Raw genomic sequence first — 18,031 nt, forward strand, 5'->3', positions numbered from 1 at the left:
GAACGTGACACCACCATCCAATGAATAATCTTGAACATAACGCCCAACCTCCGTGTAAATATTTGGGTCAACCTGCATGCTCTGCCAATCTCCGAGCAGAACAAGCACAAGTTACACCAAACAAACAACTGTATCCACCCCCAAAAAAGCCATTTTCCGTCAATTATTCTAAAAAATACCTTACCGCCTGCTCAAATTAGAGGTTGTATCAATACAATTTAAAACACCCAAATGATTCCCAACTAAAAAGCGCCATAACGGCAACTGAATTAGGTTGCCAGTTCAAGTAATGTCTAACAGTAAATTCATCGGGCGGCAGTTTTTAATTGCTGCAGCTTAGCCTGATACCGGTTGATATCGTCTCGCTGAGAAGCAAGCTCCATGGCTTGACGCAGCGCCGATTTGGCACTGTCGTCATTGCCAAGCTCATGATGCACCCTGGTCAATTCAAACCACGCGGGATGGAAATTCGGTGTGAATTTCAGAAACTTGGTAAGATAACGCTCAGCCTCTTTAAACTCTTTCCGAGCCATCGCTTCCCTGCCCAACAAATACAAATCGTAACCCCTTCCTCCGTCCGCTGAGTCAATCTTTGCTTTAAGGCTGCGGGCAAGTTCACTATCACCCTGTAGCAGAGCCAGTGTATGGTAATTCTGAAGCAAATTCAGATCTGAAGGCGCAAATTTCAGGGCATATCGATACAGCGCCTGAGCCGTTAGAGAATCGCCGCTACGACGGTGAATAATAGCGGCGAGATTAAGTAAGGGCACATTTTGCGGGTCATTTTGCAGCCCAGCGTTGGCCAACCAATAGGCACTTGCTAAGGAAGGTGCGAATAAGTCCCGTGCTTGCTCTGCGTGAGCTTACAGCGGGTAGATGCAAGGCACAGTTCGCAGCGAATGGCCCTAGTCCTTCGCAAGAACTGTAACGCGGCAGATACCGCTGTAAGGCACGCCCTACGGGGCTTTGATAGCAACACCATGTCGGCGTTATTCAACTTCACCATGCCTCAGCATGCCTTCAGTTGAATGCCTTGAACTGTCGTCGCTATCACAGCCAGAGCTGTGCGAGGACTTGTTCGCACCTTCCCTAAGTCTCCCGCTATCAGAGCATCAGATGCCAAATTGCGATAGAACATAGCGATAAAGCTGCTGTCATCTATAAAAACACCAAAAAGATTATTGTTGGACGGAAAATAATCGATTGCTATCAAATCATGATTTCCGAAATAGGGACTTAACACTTTCGCGTCAGAAGGAGCATCGAACAGAAGAGTACGCACATGGCTGGAAAGCACTATCAAATCGTCTGTTGCATCCAGTAATACAGGGGCTGCATGCACCAGTTGGAACCTAACCGGAACTCCCAACTCCATGGCAACTGCCTGGGTTACCAGAGCCAGACTCATGCAATTGCCCCCCATATTGCTCAGCGCCTCAGATGCACCAAGATTTTTGCCCTCATACCCAAAATCTATCAATTTGGAGCCGAGAAACCGCTCCACCTGCCTGAATGGCAATAAGGGTGCTATATCGGGCCGAGAGATAAACCTGGCCAATTCGGATCTTTGGTTGTCATTCTGAGTATTAAATGTCTCTAAATCAGCAACTGGCACGGGAGCAAACAGGGTTTCATTCAGCGGTGGAGAAAACTGAGGTTGAGACGTAACATTGGCACATCCCGTCAATGTCGTTAGCAATGCCAATAACAAGGGTGTTAATCCTTCTTTCCTTATTGCAGCTTCCATCCCACAAATTCCATCCAAAACACTCAGACCATGCTCCTTTGGCTGAACAGAGTGTTTAACAGTTAAAAACGAGCAGTAAAAAACGCCGGCTCAGGGCCAGCGTTTTATCAGCTAACTCGCGCTTGCTGTTACTTCTTCAGTACTGAATCTGAAGTACGACCATCGTCATGGCAGCTATCACAGGTTGGCTTCTGGCCTACGTTGTTGTCGTGTGGCTTGTGAACATCGTCCATCTCAGCCAGGGTACCGTGGCAGCTTTGGCACTGCTCAAATTCGTAGGCGCCATCAGCAGAAGGAGACACATCCTGGTGGCATGAATCACAGCCGCCGTTTTCAACGTGAAATTCAGCCAGAGTCTGATCGCCGGCAAAGGCTGCTGCGTGTCCGGACCCGTACTGCTTGATCCAAATTGAATTGTCACTACCGGTCTGATTGATGATGGCCCGATTGTTTTGGCCGTACTGATCCACATCAAGCAGATGTCCAAGCCCCTGTTGGGTGGCCTCAATCCGGTTCATGCTCCCGGCTTGCAGCAAACTGGCCTCAAGATACTGGCCCTGCTGCAACAGACTTATTTCGTTGCCCTGCCCCAGCTGCTGAATATTGGCCTCGCTGCCGAAGCCGTCTTGCAGCAGGGTCAATTGGTTGGCCTGACCTAGCTGACTGGCGTTCACCGTCAGGAAATCCCCCAGCTGCATCACATTGGCCTGATTGGCCCCGAGCGCCAGTTCGTCAATCTCGCTGATATCCTGCCCGGCCTGTGATTGACCAGGGAGGGCAGCCAGTGCCCATCCGAGAGCGATTGCGATTAATCCTTTGTTCATCATCTTTGACATCGTCAAACTGTTGACGCTAATTATGCTGAGGCTTTTATCGCATAGCGTCCCCTACTGGTATTAATAACCCCCCCCGGATCAGGCTAATTTATGGCGCCAACCCCCACTTTAGGATTAGGAAGATTGCCAATCGCTTAAGACGAATGAAGCTAATTTCATTTAATAAAACCCCCAAAGGGGCATAAAATGAGTCCGGGAGTTCAAGATGGGGAAATCTAAATGACACCTGAAATCAAAACCTTGAGGGAGTATCGGGTCTGGCCGCTACCGGTAAGGCTATTTCACTGGGTAAACCTGCTGTTGGTGCTGACCCTGAGTTTTCTGGGATTAGTCATGCTGTTCAAGCCAGAACTTGGGATCAGCGGCACCGATGCCAAGGTGGGCCTCAAAACCGCTCACGTGGTGGTAGGCTATCTGTTTGTCGCCAATCTGGCGCTACGGCTTATTTATGGCTTAATCAGCCGTGGCTACGGCAGCCTTGGGCATATGCTGCCGGGGCCATCAAGCATCAAGGCGCTGACGGAATATAAAGCGCGAACCAAACGCGGTGAAAAGCCTGAGTATCTGGGGCACAACCCCAAAGGCAAGTTGGCGGTTGGCGCCATGGTACTGCTGATGCTGGTGATTGGAGTAACCGGGTTGTACCGTGCCGGTACCGATATCTACTACCCGCCTTTTGGCAGCAGTATCCAGGCCCAGATAGTCAAAGAAGGCGCCGATCCCGCCGCCATCAAACCCTACGATGAAACCTATGTCGATAAGGCCAAGGCGGATGCTATCAAGCCGATGAAATCACTGGCGGGCAAGACCCATGTGTATGCGGTATATCTGCTGTGGCTGTTTGCCGTTATCCATATTGCTGCGGTGATCTATACCGACTGTCGCCGTCAGCCGGGGCTGATTTCCGCGATGTTTTCCGGTAACAAGTACCTGAGCGAACCCCCCGTTGATGGGGATGACAAGCCCTAAACTACCAATAGCATCAGTAATAGCAGGATGAGCCAAAACTGAGCCAGACAGAGCCGGCGGTAAAAGAGCGCCGGCTCACGCCGGATAAGCAGTGGCTCTTGGCTTGTGTCTGCACTGGGACGACTCAGCGCCTGCACAAACTCGTGACTGTCAGCAAAGCGTTTGCCTGGTTCGAGAGACAACGCCCGCTCCAATGCCCCGTCCACCCAGGATGGCAGCGCCGGACTCAGGCAGCGGGCGCTGACATACTTAAGCGCCCCGTAGTCACGGGCCTCATTGCACTGGGCCAGTCTGCCGCCAAAGGGCACCGCACCGGTAAACAGCTCAAAAGCCAATGCCGCCAGCGAAAACAGATCTGACTTCACCGTAGCCTGACCATAAAGCACCAATTCAGGTGCAGAATACTCCGCCGTCCCCAGTACCTGTTCCCGTGCCAGCGGACTGTGTATTTCCGACAGCCCGCGCACCGACACACTGCCAAAATCGATAAGCTTGACCCGACCGTCGGGGCACACCAGCACATTGTCGGGTTTCAAGTCCCTGTGCACCATATCCTTGCGATGAAATGCCCTTAGCCCCTGCTCTATCCTGCCAAGCAGCGTGAGCTTTTCCTCAAACCCCGGCCGCTTCGCCTTGACCCAATCGGTGAGCGTGATGCCATCGCACCATTCGCTGAGATGATACAGCGCCGTCTGCGGCCGGACTGGCTGCACGTGCTCAAGCACAGCCGGATGCTTGATGCGCGCGCCTATCCAGCTCTCCATCAAAAAGCGCTCTATGTAGGCGGCATCATCGCAGAAGTTAAGTGACGGGGTTTTCATGGCGTATTGAACGCCGGTTTCGCTATCACGCACCTGATACAACTGGCTGCGGCGGCTCTCGTGCACTATGCGCAGCACCTTAAAACCATCCAGCGTCTGCCCCGGCAACAGCGGCGGCGGAAACGGCAGCCCGGACAATTGACTGAGCAGGGACTCGGGCGTTTGTGCAGGCAGGGAGCCGACTTTGAGAGCAAGTGCGCTGAGATTATCCTCGCTGCCGGCACGCTCGGCCTCTGCCACCAGCCGTTGACTCAGGGCATCCAGCCAGCCCTCTGCCGGGCAGCCTTGAGCCTGCTTTTCAGCCTCACGCTGCATCTCAAGGGATAGTTCACACAGTTGCCGTTCGCTGAGGCTGCCATGAATGCCGTCGGTAAGCAGCAAAAACAGATCCCCCTCCTCCAGCGCAAAGCGTTGGAAGTCCAGCTCGAGATTGGCCCCCAGCCCCAGAGCACGGGTCAGAAAATGGCCACCGGTAAGGCGATTCCCCACGCAATGATCCCGGGTCAGGCGCTCAAGCACTCTGCCCCGGAGGCGATACAGGCGCGCATCCCCCACATGGAATAGATAGCCGAAGCGGGACTTGAGCACCAAAGCCGTAAAAGTACAGACAAAACCCTTGCCCGCGTCCCGATAGTCGCGCCCCCGCCCCAGTAACCAGTGATTGATGGCCCCAATCACCTTCTGGGCGGCCGTGTCCACCCCCCAGGTCTGCGGCGTACTGTAATAGTCGCTTAAAAAGGAGGTGACCGCCGTCCTTGCCGCTTCGCCGCCCCCTTCGGCGGCGCTGACCCCATCGGCTATCACGGCGGCAATACCCTTGGTGGCTTCAAGCCCCCGTGGCGGCAACCTCAGCCCCAGCGCATCCTCGTTACGTGCTTTTTTGCCCGCACAGGAATATGCCCCGGCCATAATCTTGGGAGCGCTGCCAAGGGGCAACCTGCCCCTGTCGACCAATTCCATGCTCTGTCCTCAACCCACGCTGATAAGCGTCACCTTGCCATCGGCGTCCACTTCGGCCATATGGCCCTTGGGCTCGGCCATAAACGTGAGGCAAATCAAACCAAAGAGTGCACTCGCGGCGATGGCATAGAAAAAGGCCTCCACCGACACAATGGAATACAGGGTCAGGAAAAATACCGCCCCCACATTGCCATAGGCACCGGTCATGCCCGCTATCTGCCCGGTCAGGCGCCTTTTAATCAGCGGCACGGCAGCAAATACCGCGCCCTCTCCGGCCTGCACAAAGAAGGAGCAGGCCATTACAGCAACCACCGCCAGCGCCAGTGGCCAGCCGCTGTTTATCTGCGCCAGGGTGAAGTAACCCACAGCCAGACCGGCGGTGAGGATAAGCAGCACCGACTTACGCCCGAAACGGTCCGACAGCAGCCCACCGCCGGGGCGCGACATCAGGTTCATAAAGGCATAACTGGAGGCCACCATGCCCGCCTCGGCCAGCCCCAAACCAAAGGTCTCGGTAAAAAACAGCGGTAGCATGGATACCACGGCAAGCTCAGAGCCGAAGGTTGAAAAATACAACACATTGAGCACAGCCACCTGCTTGAAGGAGTAGCGCTCAAACTCGGGCACCGCCTCGCTGAAAAGCTTGCGATTGACCCTGAAGGTGAGCGCCAGGTCCACTATCAGTACAGTGAGCAAAAATGCCACACAGAGATTGACGCTGAAGTCACCCAAGAGGCCCACACCGCTTGGCGATAGCTTCCAGCACAGCAGCAGCAAGGTTGCATACATCGGCAGTTTCATGATGCACAGCAGCAGCAAGTCGCCCTTACTGGTCACCTCCATGGCACCGGACTGCTTGGGCTTAAAATAGGTCGAGCCCTTGGGGGTGTCCCTCACCCCGAGGTAAAACGCCAGCGCCGCTGCAAGACAGAGCACGCCTGACAGCCCCACCGCATAACGCCAGCCATCATCGCCGCCAAACCAGAGCGCCAGCAGCGGCAGGCAAAAGGCGGCTGCCGCCGAGCCAAAGTTGCCCCAACCGCCATAGATCCCCTCGGCGGTGCCAAGCTCCCGCGCCGGAAACCACTCACCGATAATGCGAATGCCCACCACAAAGCCTGCGCCGATAAAGCCCAATAAAAAGCGCGCTGCGGCAAGCTCGGCAAAATCATCGGCCAGAGCAAAGGCGAAACAGGGCAAGCTACAAAAGAGCAGCAGCGCCGTGTAGACCCGCCTTGGCCCATACGCATCTGTGACCATGCCAATGATCACCCGCGCCGGAATGGTGAGCGCCACGTTGAGAATAAGCAGGGTTTTGACTTCTTCCTTGCTAAGCCCAAGGCTCGCGGCGATGGGCCCGAGCAGCGGCGCCGCGTTGAACCAGACCACAAAGGTCACGAAAAACGCAATCCAGCTCAAATGCAGTACCCGCATCCGGCCGCTGAAGCTGAAGAGATTGAATTTACTGTCCATTTATACCTCCCCGGCGAGCCAGACGGTGCCATGTTCATGCTTGACTGCAACGGGCTCGGCTTTGAGGCCGGGCTCTTCAAGGCACTCGCCGCTAAGCAGATGAAAGTGCTGTTTGTAAAGCGGCGAGCACACATAGAGCTCCCCATCCAGCTCACACAGTTGGCCCCGGGCCAGCAGGCTCACCCCTGAGCCCGGCTCGCGGTTATCCAGGGCAAACAGGCCCCGCTCTCCCAGATTGAAAATCGCCACCGGACGGGTGCCGAGCCAGGCGGCAATCCCGGCATAGTGCGGCAAAGAGTCCAACGAACAAATCTGTGTCCAATTCATGACAGCTCCTTGATTTCAATGCGTAATGCTTCACTCATTTCGCCCACAAGCGGCGGCATCTTCTGCCCCCTCACCCGGCGATACGGCAATTGAGCCAGCTCGGCGGGAGTGGGGTTCACGAACTCCACAAAGCGACTGCCGAGGGCTGGCTCCTCGATGGCGGCCTTCCACTCACAGCGGTAGCTGTCCACTACCCGCTGCATCCGTGCTTTGAGCTCATCCCCCAGACCCAGGCTGTCGTTAAGCACCACCTCACGCAGGTAGTCGACGCCCCCCTCGAGGGACTCGAGCCACACCGAGGTGCGCTGCAAGCGATCGGCGGTGGCGGCATAAAACATCAGGATTTTGTCGACGCAATCGATAAGAGCCTCAGAGGAGAGATCCGAGGCGAACAGGTCGGCATGGCGCGGCTTCATGCCGCCGTTGCCCCCAACGTAAAGGTTCCAGCCGTTTTCGGTGGCGATAACGCCTATATCCTTACTCTGGGCCTCGGCGCATTCGCGGGCACAGCCAGACACCGCCAGCTTGAGTTTGTGGGGCGAGCGCAGCCCCTTGTATCTGTGCTCAAGCTCAATCGCCATGGACACCGAGTCCTGCACCCCGTAGCGGCACCAGGTGCTGCCAACACAGGACTTTACGGTGCGCAGCGACTTACCGTAGGCATGGCCGGTCTCAAAACCCGCATCCACCAGGCGGCGCCAGATGGCGGGCAGTTCATCGAGCCGGGCACCGAACAGATCGATACGCTGTCCGCCGGTGATCTTGGTGTAGAGGTCAAAGTCCCGCGCCACCTCACCCAGTACAATGAGCTTTTCGGGGGTGATTTCACCGCCCGCGATGCGGGGCACCACAGAGTAACTGCCATCCTTTTGCAGGTTGCCGAGGAAGGCATCATTGGTGTCCTGTAGCCGCGCCCGCTCGTCCCCGAGTACATGATCGTTATGCAGGGTGGCAAAGATGGAGGCCGCCACCGGCTGGCAGATGGCGCAGCCGAGGGCCATTCCTGAGTCCTTAGTGCCGGTATCAGCACTCCCTTCTCTTCCATGGCTGCCATGACGGCTGAGTAAAGTGCCAAAGTCGCGGATATCTTCCACGGCGCAGAGGTGATACAGCGCCTGACGGCTGTGGCTGAAGTGGGGGCAGAGGCGCTCATCCCGTGCCTTACCCGCCTCGGCCAGAGCTGTATCTATTATCTTCTGTACCTCTGGACCACAGCCGCCGCAGCCACTGGCGGCCTTGGTGCAGCGCTTGATATCACCGAGGGTCTCGCAGCCCTCGTTAACCGCCGCCACAATGGCGCTTTTCTTCACCTGATGACAGGAGCACACCAGCGCATCCTTCTTGGGCGCGGTGCCTATACCGCTTGGCTCACCCAACATCAAAGATGCGGGGCTGCCTTCAATGTCGGTCCCTTCAAGATATTGGCCCAAGAGGGTGCCATAATCGCTGGCATCCCCCACCAGCAGCGCCCCGGTAACCCGGGTACCCGCCTCATCGAGCCACAGTTTTTTGTATACCCCGGCGACGGCATCATTGAACTCCACAAAGGGCGAGTCGTCGTTGCCACGGCTGTTGCCCACTGCGCCCACGTCGATGCCAAGCAGTTTAAGCTTGGTGCTCATGTCGGCGCCAGTGAAGGGTGCGGGCAGCGGTTGTGAGGAAGCGTGACTTAAGTGCCGAAGGGTATCGGCGGCGATACGGGCCATCTGGTACCCGGGTGCCACCAGGCCGAAAATCTTATCCTGCCAGCTGGCACACTCGCCAATGGCAAATACCCCTGGCGCAGAGGTCTGCATCAGATCATCCACCGCAAAGCCGCCGCGCGCCCCTTTGGCTATGCCCGCAGCTGTGGCCAGCTCGTCGTGGGGGCGAATACCGGCCGAAAACACCAGCATGTCGGTCTCGAGCATATCGCCCTCGGCAAAGGTCAGCCTAAGCTCGGCGCTCTCGCCATCTTCGATGATGCGGGTGGCTTTTGAGGTGTGTACAGACACCCCCAGCGCCTCAATTTTTTGCTTTAAAAGCTCGCCTGCGGCGCTATCTAGCTGTACCGGCATCAGCTGGGGGGCGAATTCCACCACATGGGTCTTAAGCCCCAGACTCTTAAGTGCATTGGCCGCTTCAAGCCCCAGCAAACCGCCACCAATCACTACCCCGCTGCGGGCGTTTTTGGCCGCAGCCTCGATGGCAAGCAGGTCGTCTGTGGTGCGGTACACCAGACACTGGGGCTTGTCAGCGCCCGCGATGGGGGGCACAAAACCAAAGGAGCCGGTGGCAAGCACCAGATAATCATAAGTGACACTGCTGCCATCGCTGAGGCCGAGCGACCTGGCCACCGGGTCCAGCGCCAGCACCCGGGTGCCAAGCTTAAGCTCCACACCCCACTTGCGGTAAGCCTCAACAGAGCTTAAAGACAGGTCATCCAGCGGCTTGCCCTGAAAATAAGACGACAGCTGCACCCTGTCATAGGCAATGCTGGCCTCGGCGCCAATGACCACCAATTCCCATTGGGTCTGCCAACCCTGCTCACAGACATACTCGACAAAGTGGTGACCCACCATGCCGTTACCCACTACCACGACCCTGGGTTTACGATTGGACATAAGACCTCCAGAAAACAAAAAAGCGCCCACTCCCAACTGGAGTGTGGCGCCTTTGCCAATTCAATCAGAAATCAGGTGGGGCGGCGAAGCGCCCCTGTTTGACAGCCTGTTGCCCCCTGGGGAGCCCTGGCAGTAATTCACAGCCTGTGCCAACTTTTATCTTTCTGTTTTATTTAAATATTTAAAATAAAGCCATGGGTGCATGCCCCTAAAGCTGCGCCATTATCGGGCAGCTGCACTCCTTTGGCGCAGCAGCTCTTGGGCAAGCTGCACCATGGGTTTGCCGGTTTGCATCGAGTAGCGGCGAACAAGACCCACCGCCTCCGCCTCAGCGGCGCCAGCCGCCATCAGTTCTCTGCAAAGGGTTGCCACGGCGCCCGAGCCTTTAACCAGGCTTTCGCCCTCAGCGCCGTCGCCATAGGCAAGCCTTAAGGCTTCATCCGCCGTGCTCGCCCGCTTGCCAAGCAGGTAGGCGGCCGCTAATGATGCGCACACACTGGCACCCTGCAGGCTATCATCGAAGGCACCGGGCAACTCGGCGGCCGCCAGGCGTCTATGGGCCAGCATATCGTCACCAAGCGCCGTCAGGGTCGCCTGGGTGCCTTCGGGGGCGCAGGCAGACAAGTGCCAGCGAGGCTGCAAGGGGTCTAGGTCGCTGCTGGCTTGCGCCAATGGCTCTATGCACCAAAGCGGCGTATCCACCCGGGGGTTGGGTTCAGTCTCCCCCTGAAAACCACGAAACAGCAATTGCCGACAGTCCACACCTGTCTCATTGGCGATTGCACCCATCACCTGGGCGTAATGCCCCTCAAGCTTGGGGTGAAAAAAGGCCCGCATCCCCATGGGCGCATCGAGGGGATTGATAAACTTGAGTGCCTGGGTGATAAGGCTTCGGATCCCAAGCTGCCGATGAAGTGCCTTAAGCCCTGACCACTGTGGCAGCATGGCGTCAAGGGGCAGATAGCAGCTCTTTCTCTCCCGTAAAAAGGAGCGCGCCTCGGCTATGGAGCAGGCCTTTGGGATCCCCACTTGCGCCAGCATCTGCCCCACATGGCAACGGCGGGAAGGCGTATCGGTTTCGCTGTCGCCGTGTAGCAGCACAGGTATGCCTTCACGCTCCAGCCGCTTTACCCCATAAAGCAGCCAGGGGAACTGGCCACGCTTACCTGCATAACAGGGCCAGTCGATAAAGCCCGGCTTCCCTTCTCCCCAACCGCTAAGGCCTGGTTCTGACAGCCCTTTGTCAATCAGCTCCCGCAGCGCCAGCGCCATACCGGCGACCTCGGCGCTACTCTCGCCGCGGCTTCGCATCACCATCAGCGCCGCGCCAAGGGACACATCGGGCACCCAGCCTTCACTCCAGCCAATCAATAGCGCTTTACTCTCGTTCAGGGTGAGGCTTCTTGCCCGCTTGGGGCCACAGGCGACGGCTCTTAGCAGGGTTTTAGCGCACGTTGCAGCCTCATCTTGAGCCTCGCGCCCCTTTGCAGATGTCAATTCAGCCATAGACCACCTCCACGGCGCAGAGATCAACGCCATTAAGCAGCTCGGCCCTTAATTGGTTGAGCTCTTCACCCACAGCGCACACCTCTCCTACCAACATCAGGCAGGGGCCATCTCCTTTCAAACTGGAGGCCGCAGTACTTAAGTCTTTCAGGTGGCAAAATTTAAGCTGCTGGGACGGCCTGCCGCCATCGCGCACCAGGGCGCAGGGTAAGGCCGCTGAGGCGCCGGCAAGTTGCAGGCTGGCCGAGATGAGCCCGGCCTGATTGGCCCCCATGTAAAACACCAGGGTGTTGCCCTGTGCCAACAGTTGCTGCCAGTGTCTGCTGCCTTCGCCGCCGATTTGCTGACCACCCATCTGCTGACCAGTCACGAAACTCACTGAACGGGCAAGCCCCCTGTGGGTAAGCGGGATCATGGCCGCCGCGCCGCAGCCAAGCGCCGCACTGACACCCGGTAGCCAGCGGCAATCTATGCCCCGCTTGAGTAAAAAAGCGGCCTCTTCCGCGCCCCGGCCAAACACCCCGGGATCGCCGCCCTTAAGCCGCAGCACCCGCAGCCCACGCTGCGCCTGCTCCAGCAGGCACAGATTGATGTCGTCCTGATGGCTGCTGTCCCCGCCAGCCCGCTTGCCCATAGGGATGCGCTTAGCAGCCCGATTGGCGAGCGCCAGTATTGACTCATCCACCAGGGCATCGAATACCAGCACATCGCAGCGGCGCAGGCAGGCTAGCACTTCCAGTGTCAGGCTACCCATGCCGCCAAAACCTGCCCCCGCCAGCACCACTGAGCCGGGGGCAAAGTCCGCCGCCAGCGAGTCAATCATTGAGTGGATCTCAGCCATGTGTCAGCTCTCCGGTTAAAGTAAATTCTGATGAAAGGGTAACAAGCTCGCCGACACAGCTGCCGCAGCCGCTGCCACAACCCGTGCTCTCTCGCACCCACAGCGCTCGGTCCATCCCTTCAGGACAAGTGGCCAGCGACGCTTTTATCGCTTTTTGGCTGACGCCCTTACACAGGCAGACCAGTGGGCTGTCACCGGCAACCAGCAGCGCCTCAATCTCGTCGATAAGCCGCGGGGTCAGTTCACGGCCGATAAGGTTGGCAAAGGCCTGATGATTGAGGGACAGTGGCGAGTCACTGGCAAGGGCAAATCCAGTTACAGTGCCCAAAGAAGCCCAAAGCTGCGCCAGCACCTTTTGCTCTCCTAGTCGCCGCTGCCAGCGAAGCTTGCCAGCAGGCACTGGGGTCACTCCCTCAGAAAAATAACTAAGCTCGGCAACCCCTGAGTCGATGCACAGCCGCTGACGCCGGAGCATGGATTGCTCTGGTGGCGGCACTGCGCCATAAGCATATTGCCGCCAGAGAGAGCCGACAGGCTTAAGCAGCACCGGCTGACTTTTAAAGGCGGGCTGGCGGGAGATGGGATCAATCAGAGCGCTGGTAAGAGCATTGACGCCAGAGCCAAGTTCATTGCCCGTCCAGTGCATGGACACAAAGGGTTGCCCGCTCTGCAGGCCATCGTCACACATTACCGGCAGCAACAGCTCCGCCGCCCCTTCCTCGGCAGATTGACCACGAAGGGAAACCAGCTGCCCTTCGGCGAGACCAAGACAGGCCAGATCGGCACTGCACAAATAGAGACAGGGCTCCCATTCCTGCCGACAGAGCGCCGGCACATGGCCGGTGCGGGTACGGGTATGCCACTGATCGCGGCTACGGCCCGAGTTCAGCCGCATCCACACGCCTTCAGCATCGGGCAGCTTGTCAGGAGCAATATGAGTTGTGGCTGGGGCCACAAACCTGGCTCTGCCATCCTTAAAGGCGAAGCGGCCATCGGCAAACAGCCTGCGGGAAGATAACTGATGTGGATGACGTTCATGGACGAAGGGCCAGCGCACCGGTGTGAGGGTATCGAAGGCTTCATCGCTAAGACTGGCAAGCCTGGAAATATCAAAGTGCTTTTCGGGAAAGGCCCGCGTCACTTCACCGGAGAGGGCCGCGTGTTCACGGAAAATCGCTGCGGCAGAAGCAAACTCAAATCCGGGGTAACCCATGGCGTTGGCGAGCTCACACACAGCCTGCCAGTCGGCTTTGGCCTCACCTTTACCCGCCATAAAGGCGCGCTGGCGACTGATGGTGCGCTCGGAGTTGGTAACTGTGCCGGATTTTTCGGACCAGCCCAGGGCGGGCAGGAGCAAATCAGCATGTTTTGCTGTGTCGGTGTCGGCCGAGATATCCGACACCACCACGAAGGGACAGGTCTTGAGCGCCCGCTCCACCAATGCCCTGTCCGGCAGCGACACCAGAGGATTGGTGGCCATTATCCACACCGCTTTTATCCTGCCATCGGCCATGGCACTGAAAAGCTCGGTAGCTGTGAGTCCGGCCGCCTTTGGCGGCAGGCTTTGGGGCCAGAAGTGAGCCAAAAGCTCCCGCTCTTTATCGCCAAAGCCCATATGGCAGGCGAGCTGAGTCGCCAGCGCTCCCACTTCCCGCCCGCCCATGGCATTGGGCTGACCGGTAAGAGAAAAGGGGCCACAGCCGGGCTTGCCTATCTGACCGAGCAGCAGATGGCAATTGATAATGGCATTGATGGTATCTGTGCCCCTGACTTGCTGGTTAACCCCCTGACAAAAGGCGGTGACCACCTTACCGCTGGCATAAAGAGCAAGGAGCCGCTCGAAGGCCTCGTGCACAAGCCCTATGGTTGCCAAAGCCTGCTGAGTGTCGGGATACGCCTGAGCGAGACAGTCAATCAGCGCATCCAGTCCCTGGGTATGGGCACCGACAAAACCCTCATCCACCACTTGCCGCCCGTGCAGCGCCATTGTCAAAAGCGAGTAGAGCGCCAGATCTGAGCTTGGTGCCAGCGCAAGGTGCCAATCGGCCTGAGCAGCGGTGGCTGTTTTTCGTGGGTCTATCACCACGATGCGGGTGCCGCGCTCTTCCCTTGCCCGCAGCAGCCGTTGAAACAGTACAGGATGGGTCCAGGCGGCATTACTGCCCACCAGCACCACAGTATCGGCAAGCTCCAGATCCTGATAATCACAGGGCACCAGATCTTCACCAAAGGCGCGCTGATGGGCACTCACCGCAGATGACATGCACAGCCGTGAATTGGTATCCACATTGGCCGTACCCCAAAAGCCCTTGGCGAGCTTATTGGCCACATAATAGTCTTCTGTCAGCAGTTGTCCCGACAGATACAGGGCCAGCGAATCCGGGCCATACTCGGCAAGGGTGTCAGCGAAGGTTTTGGCCATCAGGGCGATGGCGTCATTCCAACCGATACGCTCGCCCCCAAGGCGCGGATACCTTAAGGCCGATGGCAGCGGCAGGCTTTCGAGCAAGCGCTCCCCTTTTTGGCAAAGGCGCCCGAAATTGGCACTGTGGTGACGGTCACCGGTTAACGAACGGCCATCTGCTGCCACAGTCACGCCGCAGCCAACCCCGCAATAGGCACAGCTTGTATTGACTTCTCCCACCGCCCTCTCCTGCTTAGTTCACGTTTACAGATCACAGGCAAGGGAGAGGCCAAGAGTTATCTTGTTGATTTTATTTGACTACAAGGGAGTGGATTTTTGATGGGGCGCTACAAGGGTGCAAAGGCTGCACCCTTATGGGTCAAAGGGGCAAGACCTTAACGGGCGGCCCTCTTCAGCATCTGTAGCTTGGCATTGTATCTGTTCAGATCATCCTTTCAGGAAGCCTGCTCCAACGCCAGACTCATGTAATTGCCGCCTAAAGTCCCGAGCGCAGTCGATGCTGAAAGGTTTTTTCCTTCATAACATAAATTGACCAGTTTGCTTTCTAAAAACTGCTGCGCCTGAAAGTAAGGTGGAAGAATGGCAATATCGCCACGGCGAACAAAAGTAGCCAGCTCAGCGCGCTGAGTGTCCGTCAAATTAAGGTAATGATAACAATCCGCTACAGGTACTGGCTCATACAAGTTGGGGGTGATGGGCGGCGAGGCAATCTGTGGGGGCGTTATGGCTGGCGCATCTCACCAACGAGAGGTTCACGCACAGGAGTATGGCAGCACCAAAGCCGCGATTGGTCATTGCCCGGATGGGGCGCCCCATCGCCATCAATATCATCCCTAATCATCGATATCGAGCAGGAAATAAATCTACTTCATTAGGACAAATGCCAGCAACAAAAACGCCGACCCAGGGTCGGCGTTTTATCAGCTAACTCGCGCTTGCTGTTACTTCTTCAGTACTGAATCTGAAGTACGACCATCGTCATGGCAGCTATCACAGGTTGGCTTCTGGCCTACGTTGTTGTCGTGTGGCGCGTGGCAGTCAGCACAAACCAGGTTGCCATCGTGTGGCTTGTGAACATCGTCCATTTCAGCCAGGGTGCCGTGGCAGCTTTGGCACTGCTCAAATTCGTAGGCGCCATCAGCAGAAGGAGACTCATCCTGGTGGCATGAATCACAGCCGCCGTTTTCAACGTGGAATTCAGCCAGAGTCTGATCGCCGGCAAAGGCTGCAGGGGTCAGGGCAAGAGCCGCGAAAGCGGCACCGAAGATGGCACTCAAGAGTGTTTTGTTCACTATGGTATCCTCCAAAAGAGACAGCTATGCGGGAATTCTTTGCTCCCATCAGGCCATCTGAGTCTTAGCACGACGTTCTAAAGCAATCGTATCGGCCATGTTGGCCCCGATTTCAACTTGGGCTCAGTTTAACAATTCAGCATTTAACAAAATGTGCGCTGAATCATGTAACCGACTGCACAGAATGGATTTTTACACCACAGCAACACCGTGCTCCACCTACTTAACATAACGGAAAAACCCGTTTCGTCAAATGAGACAAACCGCTAAAGCAAAAAGAGGCCCGCTGGCCTCTTTTTAATTATCAGTCATCCAATCACTGGGCTTTCAATGCAGCGATGCGCTTTTCCAGTGGTGGGTGGCTCATCAGCAACTCGGTCAGCGAGCGTTTACCGCTGATCCCGAAAGCAGCCATTTGTGCTGGCATGGCACCTGTTTCCGGGCCACTGCGCAGTCGCTCAAGGGCGGCTACCATCTTGGCGCGACCGGCGAGTCTGGCACCACCTTCGTCGGCACGGTACTCACGAATACGGGAGAAGTAAGCCACAATCACGGAAGCAAGAATACCAAAGAGTATCTCCAGCACTATTACAACCCCCATGTAGGCCAGGGTACCGAGACCTTCGCCTTCTTCATCATTGCTGGAAACAAAATTGCTGATAATGCCAGCGACAACGCGGGCGGCAAAGATCACAAAGGTGTTTACCACGCCCTGAATAAGGGTCAGGGTAACCATGTCGCCGTTGGCCACGTGGCTGACTTCGTGGGCGAGCACGCCTTCCACCTCGTCCTGGGTCATCCCGTACATCAGGCCTGTGCTGACGGCCACCAGCGAGTTGTTCTTGCTTGGGCCTGTAGCAAAGGCATTCATTTCGGGTGAGTTGTAGATAGCCACTTCGGGCATCTTAATTCCGGCCTGCTGAGCCTGACGGGCAACAGTATCAAGCAGCCATTTTTCGGTGGCGTCCCGTGGGGTGGTGATCACTTCACAGCCCATGGACTTTTTCGCCACCCATTTGGAAATCGCCAGAGAGACAAAGGCACCGCCAAAGCCGAAAATCGCGGCAAATACCAGCAGGCCACCCATGGTCTGGGTATTCACACCCAGTACTGACATCACTATCGACGCAACTACCAGCACCGCCAGGTTGGTCAACAGGAAAAGAAATACACGTTTCATTTCAGCTCCTTTATCGGGCACGTCGCCCATTTACACTCACAAGGGACATAATATGTCCTGATTATCGTTTTTCAAGGGAGGCAAGATTAAAAAGATAATATCCCTTGTGCTCTATATCTTGGCGGCAGTCTATTTGGGCTTTCTTAAGCCAAACTTAAGATTCAGCCATGGCGCCATCACCGAGGATTTTGGTATCTCTGTGAGGTGTTTATCACCATGAATCTTTGTTAACATTGACTTAAACAGCCCAAGCGGCATCAACAATAACCACACCATAATAACGACCTCGCAAATCAGGACGATACATGACCATCAATGCCTTGCTGCTCAGCGCCTCCCGCGTTGGCGACACGCCTTATCTGGAACATACTCTGCCGTTTATCGCGCCTCTTACCCAGAATGCCCGTAACTGGGTGTTTATCCCTTACGCAGGGATAAGCCTTGGCTACGATGCTTACCTTGAAAAGGTACGCGAGGGCCTGAAGCCTTTAAATATTAACATCAGCAGTATCCATGAACATGCAGATCCCCGTCAGGCTATTCGCGATGCCGACGGTATTTTTGTCGGCGGCGGTAATACTTTCCACCTGCTGCACGAACTCTACCGTTACGACCTGCTTTTCGTTATCCGCGAACAGGTGGAAGCAGGCAAGCCTTACGTGGGCTGGTCCGCCGGTTCCAATATCGCCGGTTTATCGATTCGCACCACCAACGATATGCCCATTATCGAGCCGCCATCCTTTACCGCCTTGGGTCTGGTGCCCTTCCAGTTAAACCCCCATTACAGCGATTATCAGGTGCCGGGTCACAACGGTGAGACCCGCGCTCAACGTCTGCAGGAATTTACTGTGGTAGACCCACTGACGGCCATTGTGGGTATCCAGGAAGGCAGCGCCTTGTATCGCCAGGGCGATAAACTGAGCCTGCTCGGTGAGAAAGAAGCCTATTTCTTCAAAGGCAGCATACAAAAAGAGCCTATCGCTATTGGGGCCGACTTAAGCCACCTGCTGTAAAGGCTCCACTATCGATAATACTCTCTTGAGATAAATCG

The 18,031-nt window shown here is 56.4% G+C and carries 14 protein-coding genes and 1 pseudogene; 2 read left to right on the plus strand and 13 right to left on the minus strand.

The genetic code is table 11. The annotated features are described in order from the left end of the window. Nucleotides 1-305: 305 nt before the first annotated feature. The 4 genes and pseudogenes from ABYK60_RS07430 to ABYK60_RS07445 all read right to left on the minus strand — a co-directional run. Nucleotides 306-806, minus strand: a complete 501-nt coding sequence (locus tag ABYK60_RS07430; RefSeq protein ID WP_372871337.1) for a tetratricopeptide repeat protein — start codon at nt 804-806, stop codon at nt 306-308. Between the two features lie 203 nt (nt 807-1,009). Further along, the gene (locus ABYK60_RS07435) at nt 1,010-1,747 is read right to left on the minus strand and encodes a hypothetical protein (protein ID WP_372871338.1); all 738 of its coding nucleotides are present in this window, start codon (nt 1,745-1,747) and stop codon (nt 1,010-1,012) included. Nucleotides 1,748-1,875: 128 nt separating this feature from the next. Next, nucleotides 1,876-2,265 carry a cytochrome c3 family protein gene (locus ABYK60_RS07440; RefSeq protein ID WP_372871387.1) on the minus strand — a complete coding sequence of 130 codons (390 nt, stop codon included), beginning with the start codon at nt 2,263-2,265 and terminating at the stop codon, nt 1,876-1,878. Next, nucleotides 2,248-2,583 (minus strand): annotated as a pseudogene (locus ABYK60_RS07445) (hypothetical protein); the annotation flags it as partial. The pseudogene ABYK60_RS07445 and the gene ABYK60_RS07440, both read right to left, overlap by 18 nt. Before the next feature lie 219 nt (nt 2,584-2,802). On the opposite strand from ABYK60_RS07445, the gene ABYK60_RS07450 reads away from it, so the two are divergent. Further along, nucleotides 2,803-3,552, plus strand: a complete 750-nt coding sequence (locus ABYK60_RS07450) for a cytochrome b/b6 domain-containing protein (protein ID WP_372871339.1) — start codon at nt 2,803-2,805, stop codon at nt 3,550-3,552. On the opposite strand, the gene ABYK60_RS07455 is transcribed toward ABYK60_RS07450, so the two are convergent. From ABYK60_RS07455 to htpX, 9 genes are all read right to left on the minus strand, one after another. Further along, complete coding sequence (locus ABYK60_RS07455) at nt 3,549-5,333, minus strand: protein kinase (protein WP_372871340.1); 1,785 nt, start codon at nt 5,331-5,333, stop codon at nt 3,549-3,551. The two genes, ABYK60_RS07450 and ABYK60_RS07455, sit on opposite strands and share 4 nt — an antisense overlap. 9 nt (nt 5,334-5,342) lie before the next feature. Beyond that, the gene (locus ABYK60_RS07460; protein ID WP_372871342.1) at nt 5,343-6,806 is read right to left on the minus strand and encodes a NarK family nitrate/nitrite MFS transporter; all 1,464 of its coding nucleotides are present in this window, start codon (nt 6,804-6,806) and stop codon (nt 5,343-5,345) included. Continuing rightward, nucleotides 6,807-7,133, minus strand: a complete 327-nt coding sequence (gene nirD, locus ABYK60_RS07465; RefSeq protein ID WP_372871344.1) for a nitrite reductase small subunit NirD — start codon at nt 7,131-7,133, stop codon at nt 6,807-6,809. It abuts the gene before it with no gap. Continuing rightward, nucleotides 7,130-9,736 (minus strand): nitrite reductase large subunit NirB, encoded by a 2,607-nt coding sequence (nirB, locus tag ABYK60_RS07470; RefSeq protein ID WP_372871345.1) that lies wholly within the window; start codon nt 9,734-9,736, stop codon nt 7,130-7,132. The genes nirD and nirB overlap by 4 nt, the downstream gene beginning before the upstream one ends. 222 nt (nt 9,737-9,958) lie before the next feature. Next, nucleotides 9,959-11,242 carry a hypothetical protein gene (locus ABYK60_RS07475; protein ID WP_372871346.1) on the minus strand — a complete coding sequence of 428 codons (1,284 nt, stop codon included), beginning with the start codon at nt 11,240-11,242 and terminating at the stop codon, nt 9,959-9,961. Next, nucleotides 11,235-12,083 (minus strand): uroporphyrinogen-III C-methyltransferase, encoded by an 849-nt coding sequence (gene cobA / locus ABYK60_RS07480; protein ID WP_372871347.1) that lies wholly within the window; start codon nt 12,081-12,083, stop codon nt 11,235-11,237. Before cobA ends, ABYK60_RS07475 begins: the two co-directional genes overlap by 8 nt. After that, nucleotides 12,076-14,727 (minus strand): molybdopterin-dependent oxidoreductase, encoded by a 2,652-nt coding sequence (locus ABYK60_RS07485; protein ID WP_372871348.1) that lies wholly within the window; start codon nt 14,725-14,727, stop codon nt 12,076-12,078. The genes cobA and ABYK60_RS07485 overlap by 8 nt, the downstream gene beginning before the upstream one ends. Before the next feature lie 722 nt (nt 14,728-15,449). Next, entirely contained in the window at nt 15,450-15,800 is a 351-nt protein-coding gene (locus tag ABYK60_RS07490; RefSeq protein ID WP_372871349.1) for a cytochrome c3 family protein, read from the minus strand. Nucleotides 15,801-16,116: 316 nt separating this feature from the next. After that, nucleotides 16,117-16,980 (minus strand): protease HtpX, encoded by an 864-nt coding sequence (gene htpX / locus ABYK60_RS07495; RefSeq protein ID WP_372871350.1) that lies wholly within the window; start codon nt 16,978-16,980, stop codon nt 16,117-16,119. Nucleotides 16,981-17,285: 305 nt separating this feature from the next. On the opposite strand from htpX, the gene pepE reads away from it, so the two are divergent. Further along, nucleotides 17,286-17,993, plus strand: coding sequence for a dipeptidase PepE (gene pepE, locus ABYK60_RS07500; protein ID WP_372871351.1), 708 nt, complete (start codon nt 17,286-17,288; stop codon nt 17,991-17,993). Nucleotides 17,994-18,031 lie beyond the last annotated feature (38 nt).

Source organism: Shewanella sp. (assembly GCF_041630135.1).
Lineage (GTDB): Bacteria > Pseudomonadota > Gammaproteobacteria > Enterobacterales > Shewanellaceae > Shewanella.